Origin of the sequence: Dokdonella fugitiva, from assembly GCF_014138265.1 — a bacterium.
GTDB lineage: Bacteria > Pseudomonadota > Gammaproteobacteria > Xanthomonadales > Rhodanobacteraceae > Dokdonella_A > Dokdonella_A fugitiva_A.
Map to the genome: position 1 here is coordinate 51,376 of NZ_JACGXL010000006.1, position 24,810 is coordinate 76,185.

26 protein-coding genes are annotated in these 24,810 nt (G+C 70.7%); 19 read left to right on the forward strand and 7 right to left on the reverse strand.

Translation table 11 applies throughout. The features are described 5' to 3' along the window. Positions 1-105: 105 nt before the first annotated feature. Positions 106-813, reverse strand: coding sequence for a ParA family protein (locus FHW12_RS16785; RefSeq protein ID WP_182532207.1), 708 nt, complete (start codon positions 811-813; stop codon positions 106-108). A gap of 326 nt (positions 814-1,139) precedes the next feature. Between FHW12_RS16785 and FHW12_RS16790 the strand changes: the two genes are divergently transcribed. Genes FHW12_RS16790 through FHW12_RS16800 form a run of 3 tightly spaced genes read left to right on the forward strand, consistent with a single transcriptional unit; the run spans position 1,140 to position 4,245 of the window. Next, positions 1,140-2,498: a hypothetical protein gene (locus FHW12_RS16790; protein ID WP_182532208.1), complete on the forward strand. Its 1,359-nt coding sequence runs from the start codon at positions 1,140-1,142 to the stop codon at positions 2,496-2,498. Positions 2,499-2,554: 56 nt separating this feature from the next. Further along, a complete protein-coding gene (locus FHW12_RS16795) occupies positions 2,555-3,460 on the forward strand; it encodes a metal ABC transporter substrate-binding protein (RefSeq protein ID WP_182532209.1) in 906 nt (301 codons plus the stop codon). Further along, the gene (locus FHW12_RS16800) at positions 3,457-4,245 is read left to right on the forward strand and encodes a metal ABC transporter permease (protein WP_220484519.1); all 789 of its coding nucleotides are present in this window, start codon (positions 3,457-3,459) and stop codon (positions 4,243-4,245) included. Before FHW12_RS16795 ends, FHW12_RS16800 begins: the two co-directional genes overlap by 4 nt. Before the next feature lie 212 nt (positions 4,246-4,457). Here the strand turns inward: FHW12_RS16800 and FHW12_RS16805 are convergent, their stop codons facing one another. From FHW12_RS16805 to FHW12_RS16815, 3 genes are all read right to left on the reverse strand, one after another. Then, a complete protein-coding gene (locus FHW12_RS16805; protein ID WP_182532210.1) occupies positions 4,458-5,060 on the reverse strand; it encodes a hypothetical protein in 603 nt (200 codons plus the stop codon). Between the two features lie 90 nt (positions 5,061-5,150). Continuing rightward, complete coding sequence (locus tag FHW12_RS16810; protein WP_259393128.1) at positions 5,151-6,653, reverse strand: S10 family peptidase; 1,503 nt, start codon at positions 6,651-6,653, stop codon at positions 5,151-5,153. Positions 6,654-6,766: 113 nt separating this feature from the next. Continuing rightward, on the reverse strand, positions 6,767-8,563 hold the full coding sequence (locus FHW12_RS16815) for a SpoIID/LytB domain-containing protein (RefSeq protein ID WP_182532211.1): 1,797 nt from the start codon (positions 8,561-8,563) through the stop codon (positions 6,767-6,769). A 186-nt stretch (positions 8,564-8,749) separates the two neighbouring features. Here FHW12_RS16815 and FHW12_RS16820 point away from each other — a divergent pair, with 186 nt between their 5' ends. Together FHW12_RS16820 and FHW12_RS16825 are read left to right on the forward strand one after the other, a co-directional pair. Beyond that, positions 8,750-9,868, forward strand: a complete 1,119-nt coding sequence (locus FHW12_RS16820; RefSeq protein WP_182532212.1) for a tail fiber domain-containing protein — start codon at positions 8,750-8,752, stop codon at positions 9,866-9,868. A 10-nt stretch (positions 9,869-9,878) separates the two neighbouring features. Beyond that, on the forward strand, positions 9,879-10,913 hold the full coding sequence (locus FHW12_RS16825) for a hypothetical protein (RefSeq protein WP_182532213.1): 1,035 nt from the start codon (positions 9,879-9,881) through the stop codon (positions 10,911-10,913). A 7-nt stretch (positions 10,914-10,920) separates the two neighbouring features. On the opposite strand, the gene FHW12_RS16830 is transcribed toward FHW12_RS16825, so the two are convergent. Together FHW12_RS16830 and FHW12_RS16835 are read right to left on the reverse strand one after the other, a co-directional pair. Continuing rightward, entirely contained in the window at positions 10,921-11,559 is a 639-nt protein-coding gene (locus FHW12_RS16830) for a class I SAM-dependent methyltransferase (RefSeq protein WP_182532214.1), read from the reverse strand. Between the two features lie 4 nt (positions 11,560-11,563). Next, the gene (locus FHW12_RS16835) at positions 11,564-12,298 is read right to left on the reverse strand and encodes a 16S rRNA (uracil(1498)-N(3))-methyltransferase (RefSeq protein ID WP_182532215.1); all 735 of its coding nucleotides are present in this window, start codon (positions 12,296-12,298) and stop codon (positions 11,564-11,566) included. 175 nt (positions 12,299-12,473) lie between these two features. On the opposite strand from FHW12_RS16835, the gene FHW12_RS16840 reads away from it, so the two are divergent. From FHW12_RS16840 to FHW12_RS16860, 5 genes are all read left to right on the forward strand, one after another. Continuing rightward, the gene (locus FHW12_RS16840) at positions 12,474-13,004 is read left to right on the forward strand and encodes a hypothetical protein (RefSeq protein WP_182532216.1); all 531 of its coding nucleotides are present in this window, start codon (positions 12,474-12,476) and stop codon (positions 13,002-13,004) included. An 11-nt stretch (positions 13,005-13,015) separates the two neighbouring features. Continuing rightward, positions 13,016-13,216 (forward strand): hypothetical protein, encoded by a 201-nt coding sequence (locus FHW12_RS16845; protein ID WP_182532217.1) that lies wholly within the window; start codon positions 13,016-13,018, stop codon positions 13,214-13,216. Positions 13,217-13,348: 132 nt separating this feature from the next. Next, on the forward strand, positions 13,349-14,836 hold the full coding sequence (locus tag FHW12_RS16850) for a GyrI-like domain-containing protein (protein WP_182532218.1): 1,488 nt from the start codon (positions 13,349-13,351) through the stop codon (positions 14,834-14,836). 81 nt (positions 14,837-14,917) lie between these two features. Further along, positions 14,918-15,817 (forward strand): DMT family transporter, encoded by a 900-nt coding sequence (locus tag FHW12_RS16855; protein ID WP_182532219.1) that lies wholly within the window; start codon positions 14,918-14,920, stop codon positions 15,815-15,817. 53 nt (positions 15,818-15,870) lie between these two features. Further along, positions 15,871-16,476, forward strand: a complete 606-nt coding sequence (locus FHW12_RS16860) for a hypothetical protein (protein ID WP_182532220.1) — start codon at positions 15,871-15,873, stop codon at positions 16,474-16,476. 26 nt (positions 16,477-16,502) lie between these two features. Here FHW12_RS16860 and bioA read toward each other — a convergent pair whose 3' ends face one another. After that, a complete protein-coding gene (gene bioA / locus FHW12_RS16865; RefSeq protein WP_182532221.1) occupies positions 16,503-17,948 on the reverse strand; it encodes an adenosylmethionine--8-amino-7-oxononanoate transaminase in 1,446 nt (481 codons plus the stop codon). A gap of 43 nt (positions 17,949-17,991) precedes the next feature. On the opposite strand from bioA, the gene gspG reads away from it, so the two are divergent. The 9 genes from gspG to FHW12_RS16910 all read left to right on the forward strand — a co-directional run bounded on the left by gspG (position 17,992) and on the right by FHW12_RS16910 (position 24,551). Further along, complete coding sequence (gene gspG, locus FHW12_RS16870; protein ID WP_182532222.1) at positions 17,992-18,447, forward strand: type II secretion system major pseudopilin GspG; 456 nt, start codon at positions 17,992-17,994, stop codon at positions 18,445-18,447. A gap of 74 nt (positions 18,448-18,521) precedes the next feature. Next, on the forward strand, positions 18,522-19,028 hold the full coding sequence (gene gspH, locus FHW12_RS16875; RefSeq protein WP_182532223.1) for a type II secretion system minor pseudopilin GspH: 507 nt from the start codon (positions 18,522-18,524) through the stop codon (positions 19,026-19,028). Further along, positions 19,025-19,393, forward strand: a complete 369-nt coding sequence (gspI, locus tag FHW12_RS16880) for a type II secretion system minor pseudopilin GspI (protein ID WP_182532224.1) — start codon at positions 19,025-19,027, stop codon at positions 19,391-19,393. The genes gspH and gspI overlap by 4 nt, the downstream gene beginning before the upstream one ends. Then, positions 19,390-20,109: a type II secretion system minor pseudopilin GspJ gene (gene gspJ, locus FHW12_RS16885; RefSeq protein ID WP_182532225.1), complete on the forward strand. Its 720-nt coding sequence runs from the start codon at positions 19,390-19,392 to the stop codon at positions 20,107-20,109. Before gspI ends, gspJ begins: the two co-directional genes overlap by 4 nt. Next, positions 20,106-21,101 (forward strand): type II secretion system minor pseudopilin GspK, encoded by a 996-nt coding sequence (gene gspK / locus FHW12_RS16890; RefSeq protein ID WP_182532226.1) that lies wholly within the window; start codon positions 20,106-20,108, stop codon positions 21,099-21,101. The genes gspJ and gspK overlap by 4 nt, the downstream gene beginning before the upstream one ends. A 53-nt stretch (positions 21,102-21,154) precedes the next feature. Further along, complete coding sequence (gene gspL / locus FHW12_RS16895) at positions 21,155-22,360, forward strand: type II secretion system protein GspL (RefSeq protein ID WP_182532227.1); 1,206 nt, start codon at positions 21,155-21,157, stop codon at positions 22,358-22,360. Continuing rightward, complete coding sequence (gene gspM, locus FHW12_RS16900; RefSeq protein ID WP_182532228.1) at positions 22,357-22,848, forward strand: type II secretion system protein GspM; 492 nt, start codon at positions 22,357-22,359, stop codon at positions 22,846-22,848. The genes gspL and gspM overlap by 4 nt, the downstream gene beginning before the upstream one ends. Before the next feature lie 120 nt (positions 22,849-22,968). Further along, positions 22,969-23,733 carry a type II secretion system protein N gene (gene gspN / locus FHW12_RS16905; RefSeq protein WP_182532229.1) on the forward strand — a complete coding sequence of 255 codons (765 nt, stop codon included), beginning with the start codon at positions 22,969-22,971 and terminating at the stop codon, positions 23,731-23,733. After that, complete coding sequence (locus FHW12_RS16910; protein WP_182532230.1) at positions 23,730-24,551, forward strand: inositol monophosphatase family protein; 822 nt, start codon at positions 23,730-23,732, stop codon at positions 24,549-24,551. The genes gspN and FHW12_RS16910 overlap by 4 nt, the downstream gene beginning before the upstream one ends. The last annotated feature ends 259 nt before the right edge of the window (positions 24,552-24,810 follow it).

The following is a 24,810-nucleotide window of genomic DNA, read 5'->3' on the forward strand; positions in this document are numbered from 1 at the left end:
AGCGGCTGCGCGTGCGCAACGAGTATTCTTCCGAGCACTCGGCCGCCGGGCGTGTTCAGGTTCGGCGCCGTCCGGCCATCGCGGACCGTCGGCCGCAGGCGTCGTTCAGCTGACGAGCGTGCGAGTCGGCAGCGGCGTGACGTTGCCGCGCGGCTGCAGTTCGCTGGCACGCCGCTCGAGCCATTGCAGCAGCGGAGCCCAGTCTTCGCGGTGAGCGCGCGCCTGGCTGCCGTTGTCGTCGAACACGCTGAGGCCGGTCTCGGCGAGCCCGACATAGGTCTGCGAGTCGCGCACGCGGATCATCGCGGCCTGGGTCAGGCGATCGAGCGTCGCATCGAGCTGGCGCGCGGAATTCGTGCGCTCGCGCAGGCGGTTGGCGATCAGCGCGACGCGCAGGCGTCCGCTGCGCACCTCGGCGAGCTTGCGCACGGTATCGAGGAACGCGAGTGTCGCGCGCAGGTCGATCGGCGACGGCACGACCGGTACGAGCACGACGTCCGCGTGGCGCGCGAAGCGCTCGAACTCGTGCGCGCGCAGACCGGCGGGCGTATCGATGAGCAGGACTTCGGTGGTCGCCGGGATGCGCAGCAGCCAGCCGGCGCTGAGGCCGTAGGTCGGGTCGTTGCTCGCGAGCGCGTGGATCGGCGGCAGGTGCGCCGCGCGCAAGCCGCACCAGGCGAGCGAGGAACCCTGCGGGTCGCAGTCGACGAGCGTCGTACGCTTGCCGCTGCGTGCATAGCAGCCGGCCAGGCTCGTGGTCAGCGTGGTCTTGCCACAGCCGCCCTTGCTGTTCGCGATCAGGATGCGAAACATGCCCCTTCCCCATACCGGGCCAATGGCCCTGGCTACCATCAACCTAGCGCATGATATGCGTGTGATTCGCGAAATTCATCGCGGATCGCGCGGAATTTACAGGAAAAATACTCCCCTGGACGCTTCGCCGTCCACGTTGCCGGCCGATGCCGCGGCTTGGGGGCCAAGCGACCTGTCAGGTCGTTGTAAGCGGATACCGATTACAAGCAGCGCCGGCCCGCCAGATCGCCTCAACCAATGGCACGTGCGGCCGCGTCTGTTATAACGTAACGTCGTTTGCGGCGCGCGCCTTCGCCTGCGCCGCTTCACCCGAGCGAGTCCATCCCATGCGTGCAACCGTCCTGGCCGTGTGCGCGGCCCTGGCTTCTCCCGCGTTGTCCGCAGCGCCGGCGCATCCTGCCGCGAGCGTGCAGCAGCAGCTCGAAGCGCTCGCGGCGCGTGTCGCGGCACTCGAGGCGAACGACCAGCGCCTGCGCAAACAGGCCGATGCCGCGAACGCGGCCGCCAAGGCGGCGCAGGACGAGCTCGCGGCACTGAAGGCTTCCGCGGCCGCTGCGCCGCTCGCGCAGGAGTCCGCGCCGCCGGTCGCGGCGAGCGCGCCCGCGTCCGGAAGCGGCGCGAACGCGTTCAATCCCGCGATCAGCGTGATCCTCAACGGCAGCTATTCGAGTCATTCTAGGAATCCCGACGACTACGTGCGCGCGGGCTTCCCCGTCGTCGACGGGGGCGGGCCGTCGCCGCGCGGCTTCTCGCTCGGCGAGAGCGAGATCTCGCTCGCGGCGAACATCGATGAGAAGTTCTACGGCCAGCTCACGCTTACCGCGGAAAACGAGCACGGCGAAGACCACGTCGGCGTGGAGGAAGCGTTCGTCGACACGACCGCGTTGCCGGAAGGTTTCAACCTGCGCCTCGGCCGCTTCTTCTCGAACATCGGCTATCTGAACAGCCACCACGCGCACACCGACAACTTCTTCGACCGGCCGCTGCCGTACCAGGCGTTCCTCGGCAGCCAGTACGGCGACGACGGCGCGCAGCTGCGCTGGCTCGCGCCGACCGACCTCTACCTCGAGGTCGGCGGCGAGATCTTCCGCGGCGAGAACTATCCGAGCGGCGGCGCCGAGCACAGCGGTGCGGGCGTGAAGACCGTGTTCGCGCACGCGGGTGGCGACGTCGGCACCGAGAATTCCTGGCTCGCCGGCGTGTCGATGCTGAAGTCGAGCGCCAGGGATGCCGAGGACGGCTTCAGCGGCGACAGCACGCTCTACATCGCCGACGCGACCTGGAAATGGGCGCCGCAGGGCAACTTCAAGGACGGCGGCGTAACCGTGCGCGGTGAGTACTTCTCCGATCATCGCGACGGCGTGTGGAACGCACCCGTCGACGACGACACGCCGCTCGCCTGGCGCGGTGCGCGGCGTGGTGCGTACATCGAAGGCGTGTACCGCTTCAACCGCACGTGGGACCTCGGCTACCGCGTCGACAAGCTGTGGGCCGATCGCCATGGTCCGTTCGCGAGCGAGTTCGACCCGTATCGCAACACGCTCGAACTGAGCTGGCACAACAGCGAGTTCAGCCTGCTGCGCCTGCAGTTCAGCCGCGATGAACCGAACGCCGACACGACCGACAACGCGCTGACCCTGCAGTACCAGGTCAGCCTCGGCGCGCACGGCGCGCACAAGTTCTAGACCGTACATGTAGGAGCGGCTCCGGCCGCCATGCCCTGGCCTCGATGGACCCAACGATGAACAGACTCACCTCGCTGTGCATGCTGGCGCTCTGCGCCGTCGCGTTCGCCTCGCCGGCGCGCGCGAACCTCAAGGTATTTTCGTGCGAGCCCGAATGGGGCGCCTTGCTCGCCGAACTCGGCGGCGACAAGCTCGACGTCGACGTCGCGACCTCCGCGCTGCAGGACGTGCACGTGATCGAGGCGAAGCCGAGCCTGATCGCCAAGGTGCGTCGTGCCGATCTCGTCGTCTGCACCGGCGCGGATCTCGAGGTCGGCTGGCTGCCGCAGCTCGTGCGCCAGTCCGGCAATCCGAAGATCGCCTCCGGCGACGGCTCGTTCATGGCGGCCGACCAGATCTCGACGCTCGAGAAGCCCTCGCAGCTCGACCGCGCGAACGGCGACGTGCATCCGGGCGGAAATCCGCATTTCCAGATGGACCCGCAGCGCGTGCTCGTCATCGCCAAGGCGCTGTCGGCGCGTCTCGCCAGGCTCGACGCCGGCAACGCGGCGACTTACCAGCAGCGACTCGCCGACTTCACCACGCGCTGGAGCGCGGCGATCCCACGCTGGGAAGCGAAGGCGGCGCCGCTCAAGGGACGCAACGTCGTCGTCCACCACAACAGCTGGATCTACCTCACCACCTGGCTCGGCATGCACGAGATCGGCTCGCTCGAACCGAAGCCGGGCGTGCCGCCGACCAGCGCGCACCTTGCGACGCTCGTCGACACGACCAAGAGCCAGAACACGCTCGCGATCATCCGCGCCGCCTACCAGGACCCGAAGCCGGCCGACTGGCTGTCCGAGCGCACCGGCGTGCCCGCGGTGACCCTGCCGTTCACGGTGGGTGGCGACGCGCAGTCGAAGGACCTGTTCTCGTTCTACGACTCGACCCTCGACAAGCTGCTCGGAGCGATCAAGTGACGCTGAACTGGTCCGGCCTCGATCTCGCCATCCTCGGGCCCGCGTGCGCGGCGGGGCTGATCGTGCTGTCGACGCACGTACCGCTCGGCAAGCAGGTGCTCTCGCGCGGCATCATCTTCATCGACCTCGCGATCGCGCAGATCGCCGGCCTCGGCGTGATCCTCGCGCAGTTCCTCGGCGTCGACGAAGCGAGCTGGGGCGTGCAGGTCGCCGCGGCCATCGCCGCGCTCGCGGGCGCGGGCCTGCTCGCGTGGACCGACCGGCGCTGGCCCGAATATCAGGAGCCGCTGATCGGCACCTTGTTCGCGCTCGCCGCGACCGGCGGGCTGCTGCTGCTCGCCAACAATCCTCAAGGCGGCGAGCATCTCAAGGACCTGCTTGTCGGGCAGATCCTCTGGGTGAGCTACGGCCAGCTCGTGCCGGCACTGTTGCTGTCGGTCGCGCTGCTCGCGTTCATGGGCTGGCGCCGCGGCGAATTGCACGGCCTGCTGTTCTACGGCCTGTTCGCGCTCGCCATCACGAGCTCGGTTCAGCTCGTCGGCGTCTACCTCGTGTTCGCGAGCCTGATCATCCCCGCGCTCGCGACGGCCGGCATGCAGGGCAGGGGCCGCCTCGTCGCCGCCTACGTGGTCGGCGCGCTCGGTTACGCGAGCGGCCTCGTGCTATCCGCCGTGCTCGACCTGCCGAGCGGCGCGCTCATCGTCTGGATGCTCGCCGCGTGCGGCCTGCTCGCGCAGCTCGTGCCGGCGGTGCGGCGTTCGCATCCGGCGCATCGCGGCGCCTGAAGTCGCTTGGCGCGGGCGCGCAGGCGCCACTGACGCCCCCTTCGGCGCCGCGCCCACCTCTCCCGCTCGCGGGAGAGGTCGCGCCGCAGGCGCGGGTGAGGGGAGCCCCGGAGCGGCACGTCGACGAAGAGCCCGCTGCTACATCGCATGCACCGCGGCCGGATGCGACTCCAAGTCCCATCCATGCGCGTCCGACCCGCATCGATCCCGTTTCAAGCCGCATGCATGCGCCTTCCTCCCCGCACCGCTGCGACTTCGAGCGGCATCATTGCGACTTCAACCGGCACCCTTGCGACTTCGAGCCGCACCGCTGAGGCTTCCAGCCGCAACGTTGCCGCTTGAAGTCTCGCGGCTGCGACTTCAAGCCCCGACGCTGCACCATCCGAAGGGCAGCGTTGCCGCTTCGACCCGCATCGTTCCGCCTCGAAGTCGCGTGCATGCCGCTCAAAGCCGCACCGATGCCGCTCGAACCCCCAACGCTGCGCCTCCGAGGCACAACCCGGACGCGCCGACCGCCGCGCACCCCGTCGCAACACCCATCGCAGGCCGCACGATCGTGAGCAAGCCTCGCGGCTGCTGAAATCAAACCGCTCGTGCAAGATCGTGCGTAACACGAACGGGCTTTTGCCCCCGATGAAACCGCTCCGGAACGCTTCATGAGCGCCACCATCCGCCTGCCCGACGAACTCGAGGCCCGCGTGGCCAAGGCGGGGAAACAGGGTGGGACCACCCCGCACGACTTCATCCTCGAAGCGATATCGGAAAAGGCCGATCTGGCGGCGCAGCGCGCCGAGTTTCACGCCGTGGCGGATCAACGCTACGCCGAATTCGTCGAGTCCGGGAAGAGCGTCCCCTGGGAGGATGCGCGCGCCTATCTCAAGAAGCGGCTGGCAGGAACGTCCAACTCAGTGCGCCGCGTACAGCTTCATGACGTCGCGACGCAACGAGGCCTGGCTGTCGCCGCGGCTGTAGAACATGTGGCCGCCCGGGTACTCGGCGACGCGCACGCGGTTCGGGTCGCCCATCACGGGCATCTGGTCGACGATGAGGACGGATGCCATGAACGGGCACGACAGGTCGCCCCAACCGTGCGCGATGAGCACCTGCAGCTTGGAGTCGATCGCGACCGACTGGCGCAGTTGCTGCACCGAGCCCTTGTCCATCTCGTCGCCGCGCTCCCACGCCTTGTTCACCTCGTAGCTCAGCGCGTTGTAGCGGCCGCTGTACTTCCAGCCGACCGTATGCGTGATGAAATCGACCATCGCGGTCGTGGTCGGCGCGATGATGCCGTCGAGGATCGGGTCGTTCGTGCGCTGCGCGGGAGCGAACGGGAACGGATCCCACGCGGTGACGTTGGAATCGTAGCGGCTGCCGAGCTTGCCCTCGTCGCGGAACACCTCGCGCAGGTAGGCCTGCGTTTCGAGCCGGCCGCCGGAACGGCGCACGAACTCGGCATCGAGCCCGGACAGGTCCGTCACGCGCTTGACGATGCGCTCGACCGCATGCGGATCGCTGCGGCCCTTGAGCAGGTCGGTCACGTAGTCGCCGCGCGTGTAGGCGACGACGTCGGCCATCGCCGTGTCGGTGAGCTTGCCGTGCCGCTCGAGGTTCGCCGCGGCGATGCTCGGCAGGGTGAGCATCCACGGCAGCGGCGACAGGTCGCCGTTGTCGTCCGCGCCCGGATCGAGGTACGGCGACACGAGCACGAGGCCGTTCATCGCCACGCCGAGGCGCGTCTGCAGGAAGTGCGTGATGCGCGGGCCGCGGAAGCCGCCGTAGCTCTCGCCGACGAGGTACTTGCGCGACAGCAGGCGATCGTTCTTGACCAGCCAGTCGTAGACGATGCGCGAGAGGTACTCGATGTCGGCGCCGGTCGAGTAGAACTTCTTCTTCGCCTCGTCCTCGGGCACGCGCGCGCGACTGAAGCCGGTGCCGACCGGGTCGATGAACACGAGATCGGTGAAGTCGAGCCAGCTGCCCGGATTGTCGCGCGGCGTCGCCGGATCGGACGGACTGTTGCCTTCGGCGCCGAACTGCACGCGCTTGGGGCCGAGCGCGCCGAGGTTGAGGTAGACCGACGACGCTCCCGGGCCGCCGTTCAACGCGAACGTCACGGGCCGATCCTTGCCCGGCACCGTGTAGGCGACGAACATGACGTCGGCGATCGTCTTGCCCTTCTCGTCGAGCACGGGCAGCGATCCGACCGTCGCGTCGTACGAGAGCGAGCGGCCGTCGATCGTGGTCTGCTGGTGCACCGTGCGGTCGGCCGGGAACGCGGGCAGCTTGGCGTAGTCGTCGCCCTTCGATTCCTTCCCGGCGTCCTTGCCACCGGCCTCGGCGGCGAATGCGAGCGGACTCGCGAACAGCAGGCAGGCAGCGAACAGCATGGCCAGCGATGGCGTCTTCATGGGCGTCCCCGGCGGTCGGCATGACCGCAAACCGCCAGCGTAGGGCGCGGGGTGCGCGACGCGATGTGCCGGAAGTCGTGCACGGCGAGCGCGGCGCCTGCCGCTGCGCTTCCCTAAAGCGCCGCGTCGAAGCCGTCGGCGTGGATGCGGTCGTCGAGTATCCGCACCGCAGCCGGCAGCGTGGCGAGCGCGAGCGGCATGTCGCCGGCGCCGATCGCGCCGTCCTCGTCGACGTCGAGGTAGAGCGAGAGCAACACGTCGTACGCGCCAGCCGGCGTCGCGGCAGGCACGTCGAACGCCCGGGCGATCGCCTGGTCGCCGGGCGGCAGGTTCAGCGGAGCATCGTTCGCGGGGTCATCGACGTAGCCGACGCCGCTGCGGTGCAGGCTCGCGCCGACGAGCACGTGCGCGTGCGTCGCGCCCGCGGCGTTGCCGGCGGTCGCAGACAGCTGCAACGTCGCACCGGGAGCGATCGCCGACGGCGTCGCCGCGACCGCGGACAGCGAGAGCGGCGACGTCATCACGGCGGTGCGCTGGCCCGTGCCCGCGCCGCCCGCGTTGCCGTTGTCGTTGTAGTAGTGATCGACGATCCACGGCCAGCGCCGCGCGCTCGCGTCGATCGCCCAGCGCTGCGTGCCCCACTGCGACATGCCGCGGCCATGGCCGAAGCAGCCGTGGCCGGCGCCGACTGCGTCGGCGAGGCAGGGCCAGCCGTTCGCCGGCGAACCCGCGAAACCGTTGCCGCAGGAGAGATCGCTGTTGCTGCACGAGAGGCCGTCGCCGGGATCGTCCCAGCTGTTGTTCTCGGCCGAATATTCGGCGGACGCCGCTTCGCTGCCGCTGCGAGTGAGCAGGATGCCCGGCGTGCGCGCGACGGCGGCGTCCGTGCTCGCCGAGGTGCCCGCGTCGTTGACCTGGCAGCATGCACTCGAGCAGATGTCGAAGTTCGCGCCGATCGGGTGCGCCGTGCGCCATGCGCCGTAGCTGCGATAGGCGATGCTGCCGGCGCGCAGGCTCTGCGCGTTCCAGCTCGCGATCCATTCGCTGTCGAGGCCGCGCCGGACGTAGGTTTCGAGCGGCAGCACGCAGGTGTGCGTGCAGCTTCCGGTGCAGCACGACTGCGTGCAGGCCCCGTCGGCGTAGCCGACGCGGATCGTCGCCGGCGGCGCCAGCAGGGGTGCGAGCGCGCCGCCCGTCGGCGGGACGTCCATGCGCACCGGCGCCGTCGACGCGTCAGCGGTCGTGCCGGCGGCGCCGCTCGGGCGATCACGCGCGCCGAGTTCGATCTCGCCTAACGCGGCCGTGTCTTCGCCGAACGCGAGCAGCACGCGCTGCACGCCGGCGATGCGCGCGAGGCCGTTGCGTTCGACGTCGGCGTAGCCGTCGGCGTGCGCATGCACCGACGTGCGGTCCGTCGCCGCGGCGTCCGCGTCGACGGGGTCGAGTTCGAGCTCGAAGTAGCCCGACGCATCGGTCGTCGCGAGCCGCCCTTCGACCTCGACGCGCGCGTCGGCGAGCGCGCGGCCGTCGATCGCGGCGCGTGCGTAACCTTGCAGCCAGCGCGCGTGCGGCATCGCTTCCGCGCGTCGCGCGAGCCGCGCATGGGCGGCCGGCTCGTCGAGCGGATCGAGCAGGATCGTCGTCGGCGCGTCGCCGTCGCCGAGCACGATGTCGATCGCGCGATGCGCGGCCGCTTCGACGCGCAGGTGCGCGGGCAGGGCGATCGCGTGGCGGCGCAGGAGGCCGTCGAGGACGATCGCGTCGTCGCCGCCGGTCGCGTCGATGCGCGATGCACGCGCGTCGAGCGGCGCGCCCGTGGACGCGTCGCGCACGGCGAGCTCGACCGCGTGCGCCGGCAGCGCGCAGGCGAGCGCGAGCAGCACGATCCGGCACGGGTTGATCGGCATCATCACGGGCTCCTCCCCACGGCTGGTCTATTGAGCCCTGATCGCCGCCGGCGGGCAATCCGCCGATGGCAAAGCGCGTGTAGGCTTTTCGCGCGCCGGTCATGCGCGCATCCCGCAGGTCCGGTAGCATCGCCGCAACGGCCGCGCCGGACTGCACCACGCGGTCATCCAGCAGACCAGGGGGTCGCCATGCATCGCACTCTGTCCGTCGCCGCATTCGTCGTCGGCGCATTCGCTTCCACCGTTTCCTTCGCCGCCGAAACCGCCGATGGGCGCAGCGCCGCGAGCCGGCCCGCCGCGGCGCCTGCGAGTGCCCCGGCGACGACGCCGCAGCGCGCCGCGCGGACCGACGTCGGCACGACGCCGCAGCCGAACGACACCGTCGTCGCCGACGACCAGATCGTGCAGGGCTCGCAGTGCGTCGGCCTCGATTGCGTCGACAATGAATCGTTCGGTTTCGACACGCTGCGCCTCAAGGAGAACAACACGCGCATCGTGTTCTTCGACACCTCGGTCGATCCGTTCCCGAACCACCACTGGCAGCTCACCGCGAACGACACCCAGACGGGCGGCCTCAACCGCTTCTCGATCGAGGACCTCACCGCGGCGACGATCCCGTTCACCGTGCGCTCCGCGCCGAACAATTCGCTCTACATCGGCGACACCGGCAACATCGGCATCGGCACGGGCGCGCCGGCATTCGACGTGCACATCCTGACGACCGACACGCCGGGCGTCCGCCTCGACCAGAGCAACGGCGGCGGCTTCACCGCGCAGACCTGGGACGTCGCCGGCAACGAGGCGAACTTCTTCGTGCGCGACGTGACCGGCGGCTCGCTGCTGCCGTTCCGCATCCGCCCGGGCGCGCCGACGTCGAGCATCGACATTTCGGCGAGCGGCAACGTCGGCATCGGCACCGCCTCGCCCGCGGCCAAGCTCGACGTCGCCGGCGACATGCTCGTGCACGGGACCATCGCGCAGCTGTCGAGCCGCAGCGCGAAGGAGCACTTCGTGCCGGTCGACGGCGCGGGCGTGCTCGCCCGGCTCGCGGCGCTGCCGATCAACACCTGGAATTACATCGGCGCCGGCGACGGCGATCGCCATCTCGGCCCCGTCGCGGAAGACTTCCACGCCGCGTTCGGGCTCGGCGCGAGCGACCATTTCGTCGCGCCGACCGACGTCGCGGGCGTCGCGCTCGCGTCGGTGAAGGCGCTGCAGGACGAAGTGCGCGAGCGCGACGAGCGCATCGACAAGCTGGAGGCGCGCCTGCGTGAACTCGAGGATCTCATCCGCCACGGCGCGCGCTGAGGAGGCCGCCATGTCGCGCCTTTCCTTGTTCGCGCGCGCGGCGCTCGCTGCGCTGCCCGCGTTCGTCGCACTGCCCGCACCTGCGAGCGTGCTCACTCTTTCGCGCCAGGACGATGCCACCGCGATCGTGCGCGACGCCGCCAGCGGCGACGTCACGAGCGGCGTACTCGCCGCGTCCTCGGATCGCCTGCTCGTGCCGCTCGGCGCGCTCGCGGCCGACGACGCGCACCACCTCCTGTACGTCGCGGTCGCGCCGGATCCCGCAGGCGCCATGCCGGGCGCGCCGGTCGCGATCGTGCCGGTCGCCTACGGCGTTTCGCCGGTACCGAGTGGAACGGTCGTCGCGCCGGACGGTATGACGGTCGCCGCGCTCGCGTTCGACGCGCCCGCCTCGCGCCTCGTGGGCCTGTTCGTCGATCCCGCAGGCATCGCACAGGCGCAGATATTCAGCGTCGCGACCCATGGCGGCACGGCGCTCGATCCGCCGGTCACCACGCCCGCCATGGGGGGCTGCTGCCGCCTCGCAGCCGGCATCGCCGCATGGCGCGCGACCAGCGAGGACCTGCTCATGGTCGGCCGCCGCGACGGCGACACCGAGGACCATCTGCTGCGCTTCGACTTCGCGAGCGGCCTCGCGCTGACCGACGCCTATCCGATCGCCGGCGACCACGTCGTCGCGCTCGCGGTCGACGCGGCCGACAGCAACGTCTACGCGGTGCTGCGCAGCGCGCTCGACTTCACCTACCTCGCGCGCGTGACCTGGTCGACGCCGGGCTCGCCGGTCACGCTGTCGGCGATCGGCAGCGCGCCGGCGACGTGCTGCTTCGTCGGTACCGGCCCGGGGGCGATCGACGGCGCCCTCGGCGCGCGCGCGATGCACGTGTTCGGCAAGGATGCGGCGACACCCGCGGCGATGCAGCTGTACGCGTTCGACCTCGCCAGCGGCAACCCGACGGTCGCGAATGCAGCGACCGACGGCTACGGCTTGTGGACCGATGGCGCGGCGGTCGTCGACGACGTGATCTTCGCCGACGGCTTCGACTGAAACCGCGTCACGCCGACGCCTCGTACAACGCGAACGAGGTGTCGGCGGTCGCCATGCGCGTTTCGCGCCGGCGCAGCCAGGCCGCATCGCCGAGCTGGCGATCGAAGTGGTCGTGGTTGAAGTAGGCGACGTAGAGCGTGCGCGGCGCGCGTTGCAGCGACGCCTGCAGTTGCCCGATCACGCGGTCGAGCACGGCGCCACGGAACGGGTTGTAGAAGTAGGCGAGGTTGACGTCGTCGGGCACGACGAACGCGCCGGCGTCGCCCCGTTCGACGCACACGTCCTGCGTGCGCCGGCCGCGCATCGCGGCGAGGTTCGCGCGCGCGTCCTCGGCGAGCCGCGACAGCTCGACGCCGATCACGCGGCGATACGGCCGCGCGGCCGCGGCGACGAGCACGCGGCCGCGGCCGCAGCCGTAGTCGAGCAGCACGCGCTCGCGCTCGTCGAGCGGGACGCACGCGAGCGCGGCGCGCACGTGGCGCCACGGCATCGTCGCGTAGTGCACCGATTCGCGCACATCGGTGCCGAGCTCGCCGGTCGACGCGTAGCCACCGGTGTCGACGCCGTACCAGCGGTCGCGCGCGAGGTCGTCGGCGCGGTCGAGCGCCTTGCGCGTGAACGCGGCGAGGGTGCCGAATGCGGCCATCGCGTCAGAGGTCGCCGTGGATCGCCTGCAGCGCGGCGAGCGCCGCGAGCCCGGCGGTCTCCGTGCGCAGGATGCGCGGGCCGAGCCGCAGGCCGCGGAAACCCGCCTGCGCGAGCGTGGCGAGATCGTGTTCGGAGAGCCCGCCCTCGGGTCCGACCACGAGTGTCGCACTGGTGCCCGGATCGAGCGCGCGCGCGTTCGCATCGCCGTGCGGATCGAGCGCGAGGCGCAAGCCGGCGTCCTCGCCGAGCGAGGCGGCCCAGTCGGCGAGCTTCATCGGCTCGGCGAGTACGGGCAGGCGGTTGCGCCCGCACTGCTCGCATGCGGACGCGAGCACGGCTTCCCAGTGCGCGACGCGGCGTTCGGCGCGTTCGGCGTCGAGTTTCACTTCGGTGCGATCGGTCACCAGCGGCACGATGCGCGCGACGCCGAGTTCGGTCGCCTTCTGCAGGATCCAGTCCATCTTCTCGCCTCGCGCGATGCCCTGGCCGAGCGTGATGCGCAACGGACTCTCGCGATCCGCACTCGCCGCGGGCTCGAGCACGTGCGCGGTGACCGCGCGCTTGGCCAGCGAAGCGATCTCGCCGGTGAACTCGCCGCCTTCGCCGTTGAACAGGCGCAGCGGATGACCGCGGTCGAGGCGCAGCACGCGCGCGATGTGCTCGCCGGCCTGCACCGGCAATTCGACGACACGACCCGGATGCAACGGCAGTGGAACGTAGATACGGGGAATGCGCATGGGATTTCCGGAACACGAAACGGGAGGGATGCGCAGCACATCCCTCCTGAATGCGCACAGTACCGCGCGCCGCGGATGATCGGTAGTGCGAGCGAAACGGTTTGACCCGTCTTCCCCGCGGAGTACATTGCGGCGGCGGAGGATGTACTCCGCGAAGCAGGCGAGGAGCGACGTGATGGGCGTGCTGGCTTGCTGCCTGTGGTGGTTCCTGTGCGGCCTGTTGATCGGCTGGCTCGCGAACTGGCTGCTGCAACGATTCGTGCGCCGCGCGCCGCCGCAGGCGGCGCACGCTGCGACCGCGCCCGCATCGGCGCCCGTGTCGCCCGCGATGCCGGCTGCGGTGCCCGCGGATGAGCCGCCGGTTTCGCACGCGCCGGTTTCGCATGCGCGCCTGATCGACGTCGGCGCCGCGCGCGCGGCCGGCTTCAACCTCAGGCACGCCGACGACCTCACGATCATCGAGGGCATCGGGCCGAAGCTCGACGAGCTGTTCCGCTCGCACGGCGTCGACGGCTTCACCGCGCTCGCTGCGCTCGACCTCGACCGCATGAACGCGATCCTCGAACAGGGTGGACCGTATTTCCGCTTTGCCAACCCGTCGACGTGGGCGCGCCAGGCCGCGCTCGCCGCGGACAATCGCTGGGGCGAGCTCAAGGCGTTGCAGGAAGAACTCATTGGCGGCGTCGATCCGACGGCGGGCCCGTGATGGGTCCCGCGATGAACGACCGCCGCGCCGAACGCAGTCACGCGCGCTGGACTTGGACCATCGCCGGCGTGCTGACGGTGCTGCTGCTCGTGCTCTGGGCGCTCGGCCGCGGTCCCGGCGGCGCCGCGGCGTGCTGCGCGATCCCGGCCATCCACGCGCCGTCGGCGGATGCGGATCGAAACTCCGGCGCTGCGCACGCGGCGAAACCCTGACGACCATGGTGTCGTGCTTGCGCGTGGATTGCGTGCGAATGCCCGTTCGTCCCGCGCGTCCGTGGACGATCGATCAAGTGCGAGCCGGCACGCTTCGCTAGGCTGGCGTCGCCGCAACGATCGAGGGTACGCATGTCGCTCGTGGACAAGGCCATCTGGGTCATCGAACGCAACTCGTCGCGCGAGCTCGGGCTCGAGGCGATCGCGCAGGCGTGCGGCGTGTCGCGCTCGCACCTCGCGAATGCGTTCGGCGCGACGGCCGGGCTGTCGGTCGTGAAGTACCTGCGCGGCCGCCGGCTCAGCGAAGCGGCGCGCTCGCTCGCGGGGGGCGCGCCGGACATCCTCACGGTCGCGCTTGATGCCGGCTATGCGTCGCACGAAGCGTTCACGCGCGCCTTCCGCGACCGCTTCGGCGTCACGCCCGAGCACGTGCGCGACGCGCGCAGCGTCGACGGGCTCGCGCTGGTCGGCCCGCTCGATCTCGTCGCGCGCACGCCACGCGCGCTCGATCCGCCGCGGCTGCTGCGCCAGGACGCGCTGCGCGTGGTCGGTCTCGCCGAGACGCACACGTTCGAGAGCGCGATCCGAATCCCGGCGCAGTGGCAGCGCTTCATGCCGTACTACGACGTGATCGCCGCGAAGGCCGATCCGATTCCGCTCGGCGTCACGCGTGCGCCCGACGACGAAGGTCGCTTCGAGTACGTCTGCGCGGTCGAGGTGAAGGCGATCGGCGACGTGCCGAAGGAACTCGTCGTTTTCGAGATCGCCGCGTGCCGCTACGCGGTGTTCGAGCACCGCGGCCACGTGTCGACGATCCACGACACCTACGCCGCGATCTGGAACGACGCGCTGCCTGCGAGCGGCCTGCGCGTCGCGGATGCGCCGATCCTCGAACGCCATCACGAGACCTTCGATCCACGCACGGGCGAAGGCGGCTTGAGCCTGTGGATTCCGCTCGCGGACTGGACCAACGGATCGAACCAAACGGAGCATGGCATGACGTCGACACCCGTTCGCCCCGCCCCGACCGACGCGAATCGCCGCACGATCGAAGGATACGAAGTCTGCGCGCGCGACTACGCGGCCGCGGTCGATCCGCAACCGTCCGGTGCCGGCGAAGCAGCCCTGCGGCACATCGCGAGCGCGCTGCCTCCCGGTGCGCGCGCACTCGAGATCGGCTCGGGGCCCGGCTGGGATGCGGATTTCCTCGAGGCGCTCGGCGTCGCGGTCGATCGCACCGATGCAGCTGCGGCGTTCCGCGCGTTCCAGGCCGAGCGCGGCCGCGTCGTCGCGTCGCTCGACGTCGTCGAGGACGCGTTGCCGGGGCCGTACGACGCCGTCGTCGCGCTGTGCGTGCTGCAGCACGTCGAGCGCGCGCGCTTCGACGGCGTGCTGCGCAAGATCGCGGGTGCCCTGCATCCGCGCGGCCTGTTCCTCGCGTCGATGCGCGAAGGCGAGGGCGAGGACTGGGAGCATGGCGAATCCGGCGACTACCGCCTCGTGCTCTGGCCCGCCGAGGCGCTGCCCGCGCGGCTCGTGGCCGCGGGTTTCGAAGTCGAGTGGGAGGCACGCCACCGCGGCAACGGCGACTGGCTGTACTTCGTCGCGCGCCGTCGATGAGCGCACGCGCCCGGATATGACGAAAGGTTCGCGCGCGAACCACGCGCTCGTCGTACGCTAGCGCTTCGCAACGGAGGCGTCATGACCCAACGTGGCTGGATCCTGTTCCTTGCCCTCAGCGTGATCTGGGGCGTGCCGTACCTGCTCATCCGCATCGCGGTCGCGGAGATCGATCCACTCGTCGTCGCGTTCGGCCGCACGACGATCGGCGCATTGCTGCTGCTGCCGGTCGCGCTGCGCGCGAGCGCGCTCGCGCCTGCGTTCCGCAACTGGAAGCCGCTGCTCGCGTTCACCCTCGTCGAGATCAACGGGCCGTGGCTGCTGCTCGGCCATGCGGAGACGCGCCTGACCAGTTCGACCGCAGGCCTGCTCATCGCGATCGTGCCGCTGATCGCCGCGGTGATCCTCACCCGTCTCGGCCACGACCGCTTCGGCACGCGCCGCCTGCTCGGGCTCGGCCTCGGCTTCGCCGGCGTCGCCGCGCTGGTCGGCCTCGACATCCATCTCGACGACCTGCCCGCGGTCGGCGCGGTCGTGCTCACCTCGATCGGTTACGCGATCGGCCCGATCATCATCGACCGCAAGCTCGGCGGCGTGCCGCCGCTCGGCGTCGTCACCGCGTCCCTGGTCCTCGCCAGCCTGCTGTACGCGCCGTTCGCGCCGTTCCTCTGGCCGCACGAAGTGAGCCTCGCCGCGGGCGGCTCGGTCGTCGCGCTCGCCGTGTTCTGTACCGCGACCGCGTTCCTGCTGTTCTTCGCCCTCATCGCCGAAGCCGGCCCCGGCCGCGCGACCGTGATCACCTACATCAACCCTGCGGTCGCGCTGCTGCTCGGCGTCATCGTCCTGCACGAGCCGCTCACTGCGGGCATGGCGATCGGTTTTCCGCTGGTGATCCTCGGGTCGATCCTCGGTACGTCGAAGTCGGCCAAGGGGGAGGACCGTGCGCCGCCGGGCGCCGAGGGCATTTCCGCCACCGAGTGACGGGATGGAGTCGGGCGACGCGGAGCGATGGCTTCGCCGCTATGCTGGCGAGCATGGATCTGCATCGCCAGCTTGCAACTTTCGTTTTCGCGCTCGTCGTTACGCTGGCTTGCGTGGGAATTTTCGCGCTGCTGTGGGCATTTCAACCGTCATATTTCCCACGTGGAGCGCTGGATGCGGAGGCAGGGCAATCCGAGTTCCGAAACGGCTGGTATTCCAGTCACCTCCACGTCATGGGCGAGCCCATTCTCAGAGTCGAGCCGGGCGTTCGAACCTATCGCTTCACCTGGCTGCGCACGGATCATCATCCGGTTTCGATCAGAATCGCCTGCGCGAACGGCAAGGCCCATCTCGTGGCGGTCGAACTCGATGGCGCGGGCGGGTACGGTCCCGGTTCGATCTTTCGACGTGAGGACATAGCACTTTCCGCGTCGCAGTTCGCCGATGTCGACCACTTCGTCACGCAGAGCGGTTTTTTCGACATGGATTCCAACGAACGCTTGCTTGGCCATGACGGCTCGCGGTGGATCGTGGAATCGGTGACCACCAAGTATCGTGTCGTCGACCGTTGGTCGCCTACTTCAGGCCCCGTACGCGAAATCGGCTTGCACTTCCTTTCATTGGCCGGCTGGACCTTCCCCGAGCGTGAAATGTATTGAGTTCTCGGGATCTGCGTTCAGCTCGCTCAGCGCAGCGCGACATCGATGCCCTCCGCTGCCACCTCGACCATCCGGTCGATCTCCTCCGGCGTGATGCAGTACGGCGGCATGAAGTAGACGACGTTGCCGAGCGGACGCAGCAGCATCCCGTTCGCGAGCCCGTGGCGGTAGACGCGCAGGCCGCGGCGTTCGGCGGCGGGGAAGGGTTCGCGCGTGCGCTTGTCCTTCGCGAGTTCGATCGCGGCGATCATGCCGGTGCGGCGCACGTCGGCGACGTGCGGATGATCGACGAGCGGCGCGAGGCGCGTGTCCAAATGCGCCGCGAGCGCGCGGTTGCGTTCGAGCACGGGTTCGTCGCGCAGCACCGCGAGGGTTGCGAGCGCGGCGCGACAGGCGATCGGGTTGCCGGTGTAGCTGTGCGAATGCAGGAACGCCTTGCCGGCCGAGTACTCGGCGTAGAACGCGTCGTACACGCGCGTCGTCGTCAGCACCGCGGACAGCGGCAAGGTGCCGCCGGTGAGACCCTTAGAGAGACACAAGAAATCCGGCACGATGCCGCCCTGTTCGCACGCGAACAAGGTGCCGGTGCGACCGAAGCCGACCGCGATTTCGTCGGCGATCAGGTGCAGGTCGAATTCGTCGCAGAGCGCGCGCAGGCCGGTCAGGTACGACGCGTCGTGCATGCGCATGCCGCCCGCGCACTGCACGAGCGGTTCGACGATGACCGCGCAGGATTCGTGCGCGTGGCATTCGAGGATCGCGCGCAGCTCGCCGAGGCGACGCTGCGCGCAAGCCGCCGCGCTTTCGCCGGGAGCGGCCTCGTACGCGTCGGGCGACGGCGCGAAGATCGGTTCGAGCAGCAACGGTGCGTAGGTGTGACGGTACAGCGCGACGTCGGTGACCGACAGCGCGCCGAGCGTCTCGCCGTGATAGCCGCCGGTGAGCGCGATGAAGCGCGTGCGCTCGCCGCGGCCGAGGTTGCGCCAGTAGTGGAACGAGAGCTTGAGCGCGACTTCGATCGCGCTGGAGCCGTTGTCGGCATAGAACACGCGGGTGAGGGTGGGTGGTACGTCGATCGCGGCTGAAGCCGCTCCTACGGAAGACGGCTCATGTGGGAGCGGCGGAAGCCGCGATGCTCCTGCTTTCCGGCCACCCCGCGGCGCGATGCGCACGAGCTCCTCGGCGAGCTGGATCGCCGGTTCGTGGGTGAAGCCGGCGAGCATCACGTGGTCGATGCGGTCGAGCTGATCCTTGAGCGCGGCGACCACGCGCGGATGGCGGTGGCCGAGCAGGCAGGTCCACCACGAGCTCACCGCATCGAGCCAGCGACGGCCGTCGTGGCCGTACAGCCAGGCGCCTTCGGCGCGAGCGATCGGCAGCATCGGCAGGGTTTCGTGGTCGTGCATCTGCGTGCACGGGTGCCAGACCACGGCCAGGTCGCGCGCGGCGAGTTCGGAGGCGTAGAGCGTCATGGCTGCTATGATCCGGGTGGACCCCGTTGCCTACAAGCTCGCCATGCGCCGCGCACCCCTGCCGTCCCCGTTCCGCCGCCCCAACGCCTCGCGCGGCTTCACCCTCATCGAGATCCTCGTCGTCGTCGTGATCCTCGGCATCCTCGCCGCGATCGTCGTGCCGCGCGTGATGGAGCGGCCGGGCGAAGCGCGCGTGACGCGCGCGCGGCAGGACATCCAGGGCATCGTGACCGCGCTCAGCATGTACAAGCTCGACAACTTCGCCTATCCGAGCACGGAGCAGGGGCTCGAGGCGCTCGTGACGAAGCCGTCGGGCCAGCCCGACGCGCCGAATTGGAAGGGTCCGTACCTCGAGCGCACCGCGAAGGACCCTTGGGGCCACCCGTACCAGTACGCGCAGCCGGGCCAGCACGGCAGCATCGACGTCTACAGCCTCGGCGCCGACGGCAAGCCCGGTGGCGACGGCGAGGCCGCCGACGTCGGCAACTGGGAACAGTAAGCGGCGCCGCGATGCGCGCGTCGGTGAACGGCGCCCGCAGGCGCACCCGCGGCAGGCTGGTGCGCATCCGCGCGATGGCGCCGGCTCGTGCCGCGCACGGCTTCACCTTGATCGAGGTGCTGGTCGTCGTCGTCATCATCGCTGTGCTCGCGGCCGCGCTCACGCTCGCGGTCGGCGGCGGCAGCGAACGCAAGCTCGCCGGTGAATCGGAGCGCTTCCAGGCGCTGCTCGGCCATGCCTGCGACGAGGCGCAACTCGGCGGTCGCGAGATCGGCGTCGTGCTCGGCGGCGACGGTTATGCATTCCTGCGCCTCGACGGCTCGCAGTGGCGGCCGTTCCCGCGCGACGACGAATTGCGCGCGCGGCCGTGGTCCGCGGGGCTGCGCTTCGAGCTGCGCCGCGACGGCCGCGCCATCGAGCCCGCGGTCGGCGAACGCGCGGTGCCGCAGCTCGTCTGCTTCTCGTCGGGCGAGCTCACGCCGTTCGCGTTGACGCTTTCGCTCGGCGACGCCGCGCCGCAGCGCATCGACGGCGACGAGGACGGCGCCGTGCGCGTGCACGCGGTCGAGGCGCACCGATGAAGCGCCGCGGCTTCACCCTCGTCGAGGTGCTCGTCGCGCTCGCGGTCGTCGCGATCGCGCTGCTCGCGCTCACGCGAGCGGCGAGCGTGCAGGTGCAATCGTTCGACGGCCTGCGCGAGCGCACGCTCGCGGGATGGGTCGCCGCCAACGTGGTGACCGAGACGCGCCTCGCGAGCGCGTTCCCCGCGACCGGCCGCAGCGACGGCCGCACGACGTTCGGCGGTCGCGAATGGCGCTGGCAGCGCGACGTGCAGGCGACCGCCGACGCGGAGATCCGCCGCATCGACGTACGCGTGTACGCAGGCGCATCGAACGAACCGTCGGCGAGCCTGAGCGGCTTCGCCGGCACGGCGCTCACGCCATGAGGTCGCGCGTGGCGGCGGAAGGTTTCAGCCTCGTCGAATTGCTCGTCGCGCTCGCGGTGTTCGCCGCGCTCGCCGCGGCCGCGTACGGCGGGCTCGCGGCGATCGCGCGCACGCGCGGCGCGCTCGCCGTGCAGCAGGACCGCTTCGCCGCGATCGGCCGCGCGGTGTCGTCGCTCGAGCGCGACCTGCGCCAGGCGGTCGCGCGCCCCGTGCTCGGCGGCGACGGCTTGACCCTGCGGCCGGCGCTCATCGGCGCCGGCGATGCGCTCGAGCTGTCGCGCCTCGGTTACGCCAATCCGCTCGCCGAGTCGCGCAGCAACGTCGAACGCGTCGCCTACACGGACGAGCGTGGCACGTTGCGGCGCGGACGCTACCTGGTGCTCGATCGTGCACCGAATTCATTGCCGCTGCAGCGCGACCTGCTCGCGCGCGCGGGCGAGCTGCGGTTCCGCTACTACGGCTGCGACGGCGCGTGGCGCGATGCGTGGCCGCCGCGCGACGTGCTCGCGTGCCAGGCCGATGCGGTGCCGAACGGCCAGTTGCCGCGCGCGGTCGAGTTCCGCTTCGCGCCGGACGGGTTCGGCGAGATCCGCCGCATCGTCGAACTGCCGTCGCCGCTGCCGGCGAAGGCCGCCGCGACACCGCCGGATGACGAAGGAACACCACCGGTCGGGCACGGCGGGCGCCCGCAGCCGCCGCGCGGCGGTGGTGCATGAACGCGCCGTCGCGCCAGCGCGGCGTCGCGCTGCTCGTCGCGCTGCTCGTTGTCGCGATCGCGGTGATCCTCGTCGCCGCGTTGCTCGACCGCGGCGAACTCGCGCTCGCGCGCACGCGCAACACGCTGCGCGAGGAACAGGCGGAAGCGTACGCGCTCGGCCTCGAAACGTATGCGGCGCAAGGGCTGCTCGCGAGCGGTACGAGCCAGGCCGACAGCAACGCGAGTCCGTGGGCGATGCCGTTGCCGCCGCAGGAGGTAGCGGGCGGCGTGATCCGCGCGACGATGCGCGACCTCGACGGTTGCTTCAACCTCAACAACCTCGCGCCGACGACGCTCGGCGGGAGCCCCCCGACCTGGGGTTCCGTGTTCGACGGCCTGCTCGCCGCGCTCGCGCTCGATCCGAAGCTCACCGTCGCGGTCGAAGGCTGGCTCGATCCCGCGACCGCGCCGGTGACGGAAGCCGCGAGCTATTTGGCCCAGCCGCTGCCGTATCGGCCGCGCGGCGGCCTGTTCGCGCACGCGTCGGAGCTGCGCCTCGTGCGCGGCGTCGACGCGGCGACTTATGCGAAGCTCGCGCCGCACGTGTGCGCGCTGCCGCCGGGCACCAAGGTCAACGTCAACACGGCGACGGCGCCGCTGCTGCAGGCGCTGCTGACGAACGCGACGCCCGCGGTCGCGCAGTCGCTCTGGCAGAACGGTTCGGCGCAGAACCAGGACACCCGGCAGTTCACCGACCAGCTCCCACCGCTCGGCGCGGCCCTGCGTTCGCCCCAGCTGATCGACGTGCACAGCCATTACTTCCTCGCCCGCGGCGACATCGTGCTCGACGGCGTGCCGTTCACGTTCTTCAGCGTGATCGAGCGCGGCCAGGGCGGCGTGCGCGTGCTCGCGCGCAGCCGTGGTGCCGACGACGCGCTCGTCGTCGCCGCGCCGATCCGCGCCGACGCGGACGCGGACGGCGACGGCGACGCCGGTGCGTCGCCGCACTGAGCACGCGCGCGGTTCTCGACTACAATCGCCGCGTTTCCTCGACGCTCGCCTCCATGTCCGACCGCCTGCTGCTGCGCCTCGCCACCGACGGCGGCCTGACCTGGCTACGCCAGTCCGGCGCGCGCGTATCGGCGTCGACCGCCGGTGCGCCGCCGCTCGACCTCGTCGCGCGCGCGGAAGAGATCGTCGTGCTCGTGCCGGCCGAGGACGTCCTGCTCACCGAAGCGACCTTGAGCGCGCGCAACCGCGCACAGCTCATGCAGGCGCTGCCGTTCGCGGTCGAGGAGCAGTTGCTGGCGCCGGTCGAGGACCTGCATTTCGCCGCCGCGCGCAAGGCCGACGGCCACCTCGGCGTCGGCGTCGTCGCCAAGGCGGTCCTGCGCGGCTGGCTCGAGCGTCTCGCCGCCGCCGGCATCCGTCCCGACGCGCTCGTGCCCGAATCGCTCGCGGTGCGCGCGGCCGGGCCGCAATCCTGCGTGATGATCGAGGACGCGCGCGCGATCACGCGGCTCGCGCCGTGGTCGGCGTTCGCCTGCAGCCTTGCCGAACTGCCGGGCTGGCTCGCGCTCGCCGGTCCGCGGCATGCGCTCGAAGTGTTCGATTTCCGCATCGCGCCGCCGCTCGCCCTGCCGCAGCACGCGCAGGCGTACCACGCGCGCCAGCGCGACCCGCTCGCGTTCCTCGCCGGCGGCCTCGCGCAGCTGCCGCTGAACCTGCTCGAGGGCGAGTTCGCGCCGGACCATCGCCACGCGCGGGGCAAGCGCTGGTGGCGCGTCGCCGCAGCGCTCGCTGCCGGGGTCGTCGTGCTCGCGCTGGCCGGGCTCGGCGCCGACGTCTGGCGGCTGTCGCGCGAATCCGCGCAGATCGAAGCGCAGTCGCGCGACGCCTTGCGCGAAGCCTTCCCCGACCTCGACGCGAACCAGCTCGCGCGACTGAGCCCGGAGCAGCTCATGCGCGGCCGGCTCGAACACGAACGCGGCAGCGTGCAGGCGAACGGCCTGCTGCGCCTGCTCGACCAGCTCGGCCCCGTGCTCGGCAACGGCAGCACGCGCACCCAGCTGCGCGGGCTCGACTACCGCAACGGCGTGCTCGAGATCGCCTTGCACGCACCCGATACCGGCACGCTCGACACCGTGCGCGAGCAGGTCGCGACGCTGCCCGGCCTCAAGGCGGAACTGACGGCGGCGAACGCGGGCCAGGACGGCGTCGACGGCCGCGTGCGCGTCGAAGGCGCCGCCGGTCGCGGAGGTGCGCCGTGATCGCCGCGTGGTGGAACGGCCTCGCCGCACAAGAGCGACGCGTGCTCGCGGTCGGCGGCGTCGTCGCCGCGCTGCTGCTCGGCTGGGCGCTGCTCTGGCATCCGCTCGCGCAGCGGCGCGCGGAACTCGAGCGCGACCTCGGCCAGCAGCGCAGCGAACTCGCATTCGTGCGCGCAGGCGCCGCGGAGATCGCGCATCGACGCGCGACCGGCGCTCAGGCGGGCGGCCAGCGCGCGGGCAAGTCGCTGCTCGCGCTGGCCGACGCGACCGCGCGCAGCGGCGGCCTCGGCGATGCGCTCAAGCGGGTCGAGCCGGCCGGCGCGAAGACGGTCAAGGTCGCCTTCGAGTCGGCGCGTTTCGACGCGCTGGTCGGCTGGATCGAGGCGCTCGCGGCCAGCTACGGCGTGGAAGCGGTCGAGCTGTCGGTCGACCGCACCGAGGGCGTCGGCTTCGTCAATGCGAGGGTGACGCTGCAGGACGCACCGTGAGCAATGACCCGATCCAGCATCGTTTGAACATCCTCTTGACGTCATGCTAAGAAGCGCGCCGGCACGCTGCGATTCGCGACGCCGCCGGCCCCTTCACGAAAACCGCGATCCCGACCTGCCATGCGCCTGCTCAAGATCCTGCTCGTTCTCGTCGTCCTCGCCGCGATCGTCGGCGTCGCCTGCCTGTGGCGACTGCCCGCCGACGTCGGTTACCGCTACGGCGCGAAGTACTTCGGCCCGCTGTCGCTGACCGGCGTCCGCGGCACGGTCTGGGACGGCCACGCCGACGGCGTGAGCCTGTTCGGCAACGACCTCGGCGAACTCGACTGGACCGCGCGCAAGCAGCCGCTGCTGCGCGGCGACCTCGTCACCGACATCCGCATCAAGGGCGGCGACATCGACATCGGCGGCCTGCTCACGCGGCGCAGCGACGGCGCGGTGGCGGCCGAGGGTCTGCGCTTCAGCGTTCCGGCCTCGCGCTTCGAGCCGCTGTTCGACGGCAAGCTGCGCCTGCTCGGCACGATCAGCGGCGTGCTCGACGGCGCGACCTGGTGGAACGCGAGCCTGTCCAACGCGTCGGGCAGCGCGCACTGGAGCGACGTCGGCGCCGTCGGTGACGTCGAGGCGCGCTTCACCGACCTGCTCGCCGAGTTCGCCTCGCAGCCGGACGGCAGCGTCAGCGGCACGGTGCACGACGACGGCCGCGGCAACGTCGCCGTCGAAGGCCGGTTCGTGCTGCGCCCGCCGATGCTCGACGGCGAGGCGACGCTGCGCGCGCGCAACGGCGACGCGCAGACCCTGGAAACGCTGCGCCACATCGGCGAGCCGCAGCCGGACGGCAGTTCGCGCGTGGTCGTGCAGGGCCGCATGCTGCGGTTGCCGTGAGCACGCCATCCGGCAGCGCGGCGCCGGACCCTGCGTTCCTCGCGGGTGCGCTCGCCGCCGCGCAACGCGCGGCCGACGCCGCCGAAGCGGTGATCGTGCCGCGCTGGCGCGCGCAGGACTTCTCGGTCGTGACGAAGGCCGACGCGACGCCGGTGACCGAAGCGGACCGCGAAGCCGAGGCGGCGATCAAGCGCGTGCTGCGCGCGGCGTTCCCGCAGCACGCGTTCTACGGCGAGGAGGAAGGCCGCGAAGGCGACGGCGATTTCCTCTGGCTGATCGACCCGATCGACGGCACCAAGGCGTTCGTGCGCGGCTACCCGATGTTCTCGACGCAGATCGCGCTCATGCACGCGGGCGAGCTCGTGCTCGGCGTGTCGGCCGCGCCCGAGTACGGCGAACGGGCCTGGGCCGTGCGAGATGGCGGCGCGTTCCTGCGCGACGCGCGCGGCGAGCGCCGCATCCGCATCGCGGCCGCGCGCGCGTTCGACGCGCAAGCCGCGATCTCGACCGGCAACCTCAAGTCGCTCGCGGCGTCGCCCGCGCGCTGGGCCGCGTACGCCGATCTCGTGCGCCGCGTCGGCCGCATCCGCGGCTACGGCGACTTCCTGCACTACCACCTGCTCGCGCGCGGTGCGATCGACCTCGTGATCGAGTCGGACCTCAACATCCTCGACATCGCGCCGCTCGTCGTGCTCGTGCGCGAGGCGGGTGGCACGTTCACCGACCTCGATGGCCAGCCGATCAGCCTCGACACGCGCAGCGCCCTCGCGGGCACGCCCGCGCTGCACGCGCAAGCGCTCGCCGCCTTCAACGGCTAGGCCGCAAGGAACGAGAGCCAAAGCCTGAAACACGAAGGACACGAGGACACGAAGGAAAAGCAAAAAGATTTCAGAGATTGAAACACGGAGCACACGGAGCACACGGAGGAACAGCTTTCAAACAGGAAAAGCGCTTCCTTGCTCTGCTTTCTCCGTGTGCTCCGTGTTTCAAGCTCTTTTCCTGATTCTGCTTTTCCTTCGTGTCCTTCGTGTCCTTCGTGTTTCAGGCTCTGGGGCTTTTGACCCGGCCGGCCTCGCC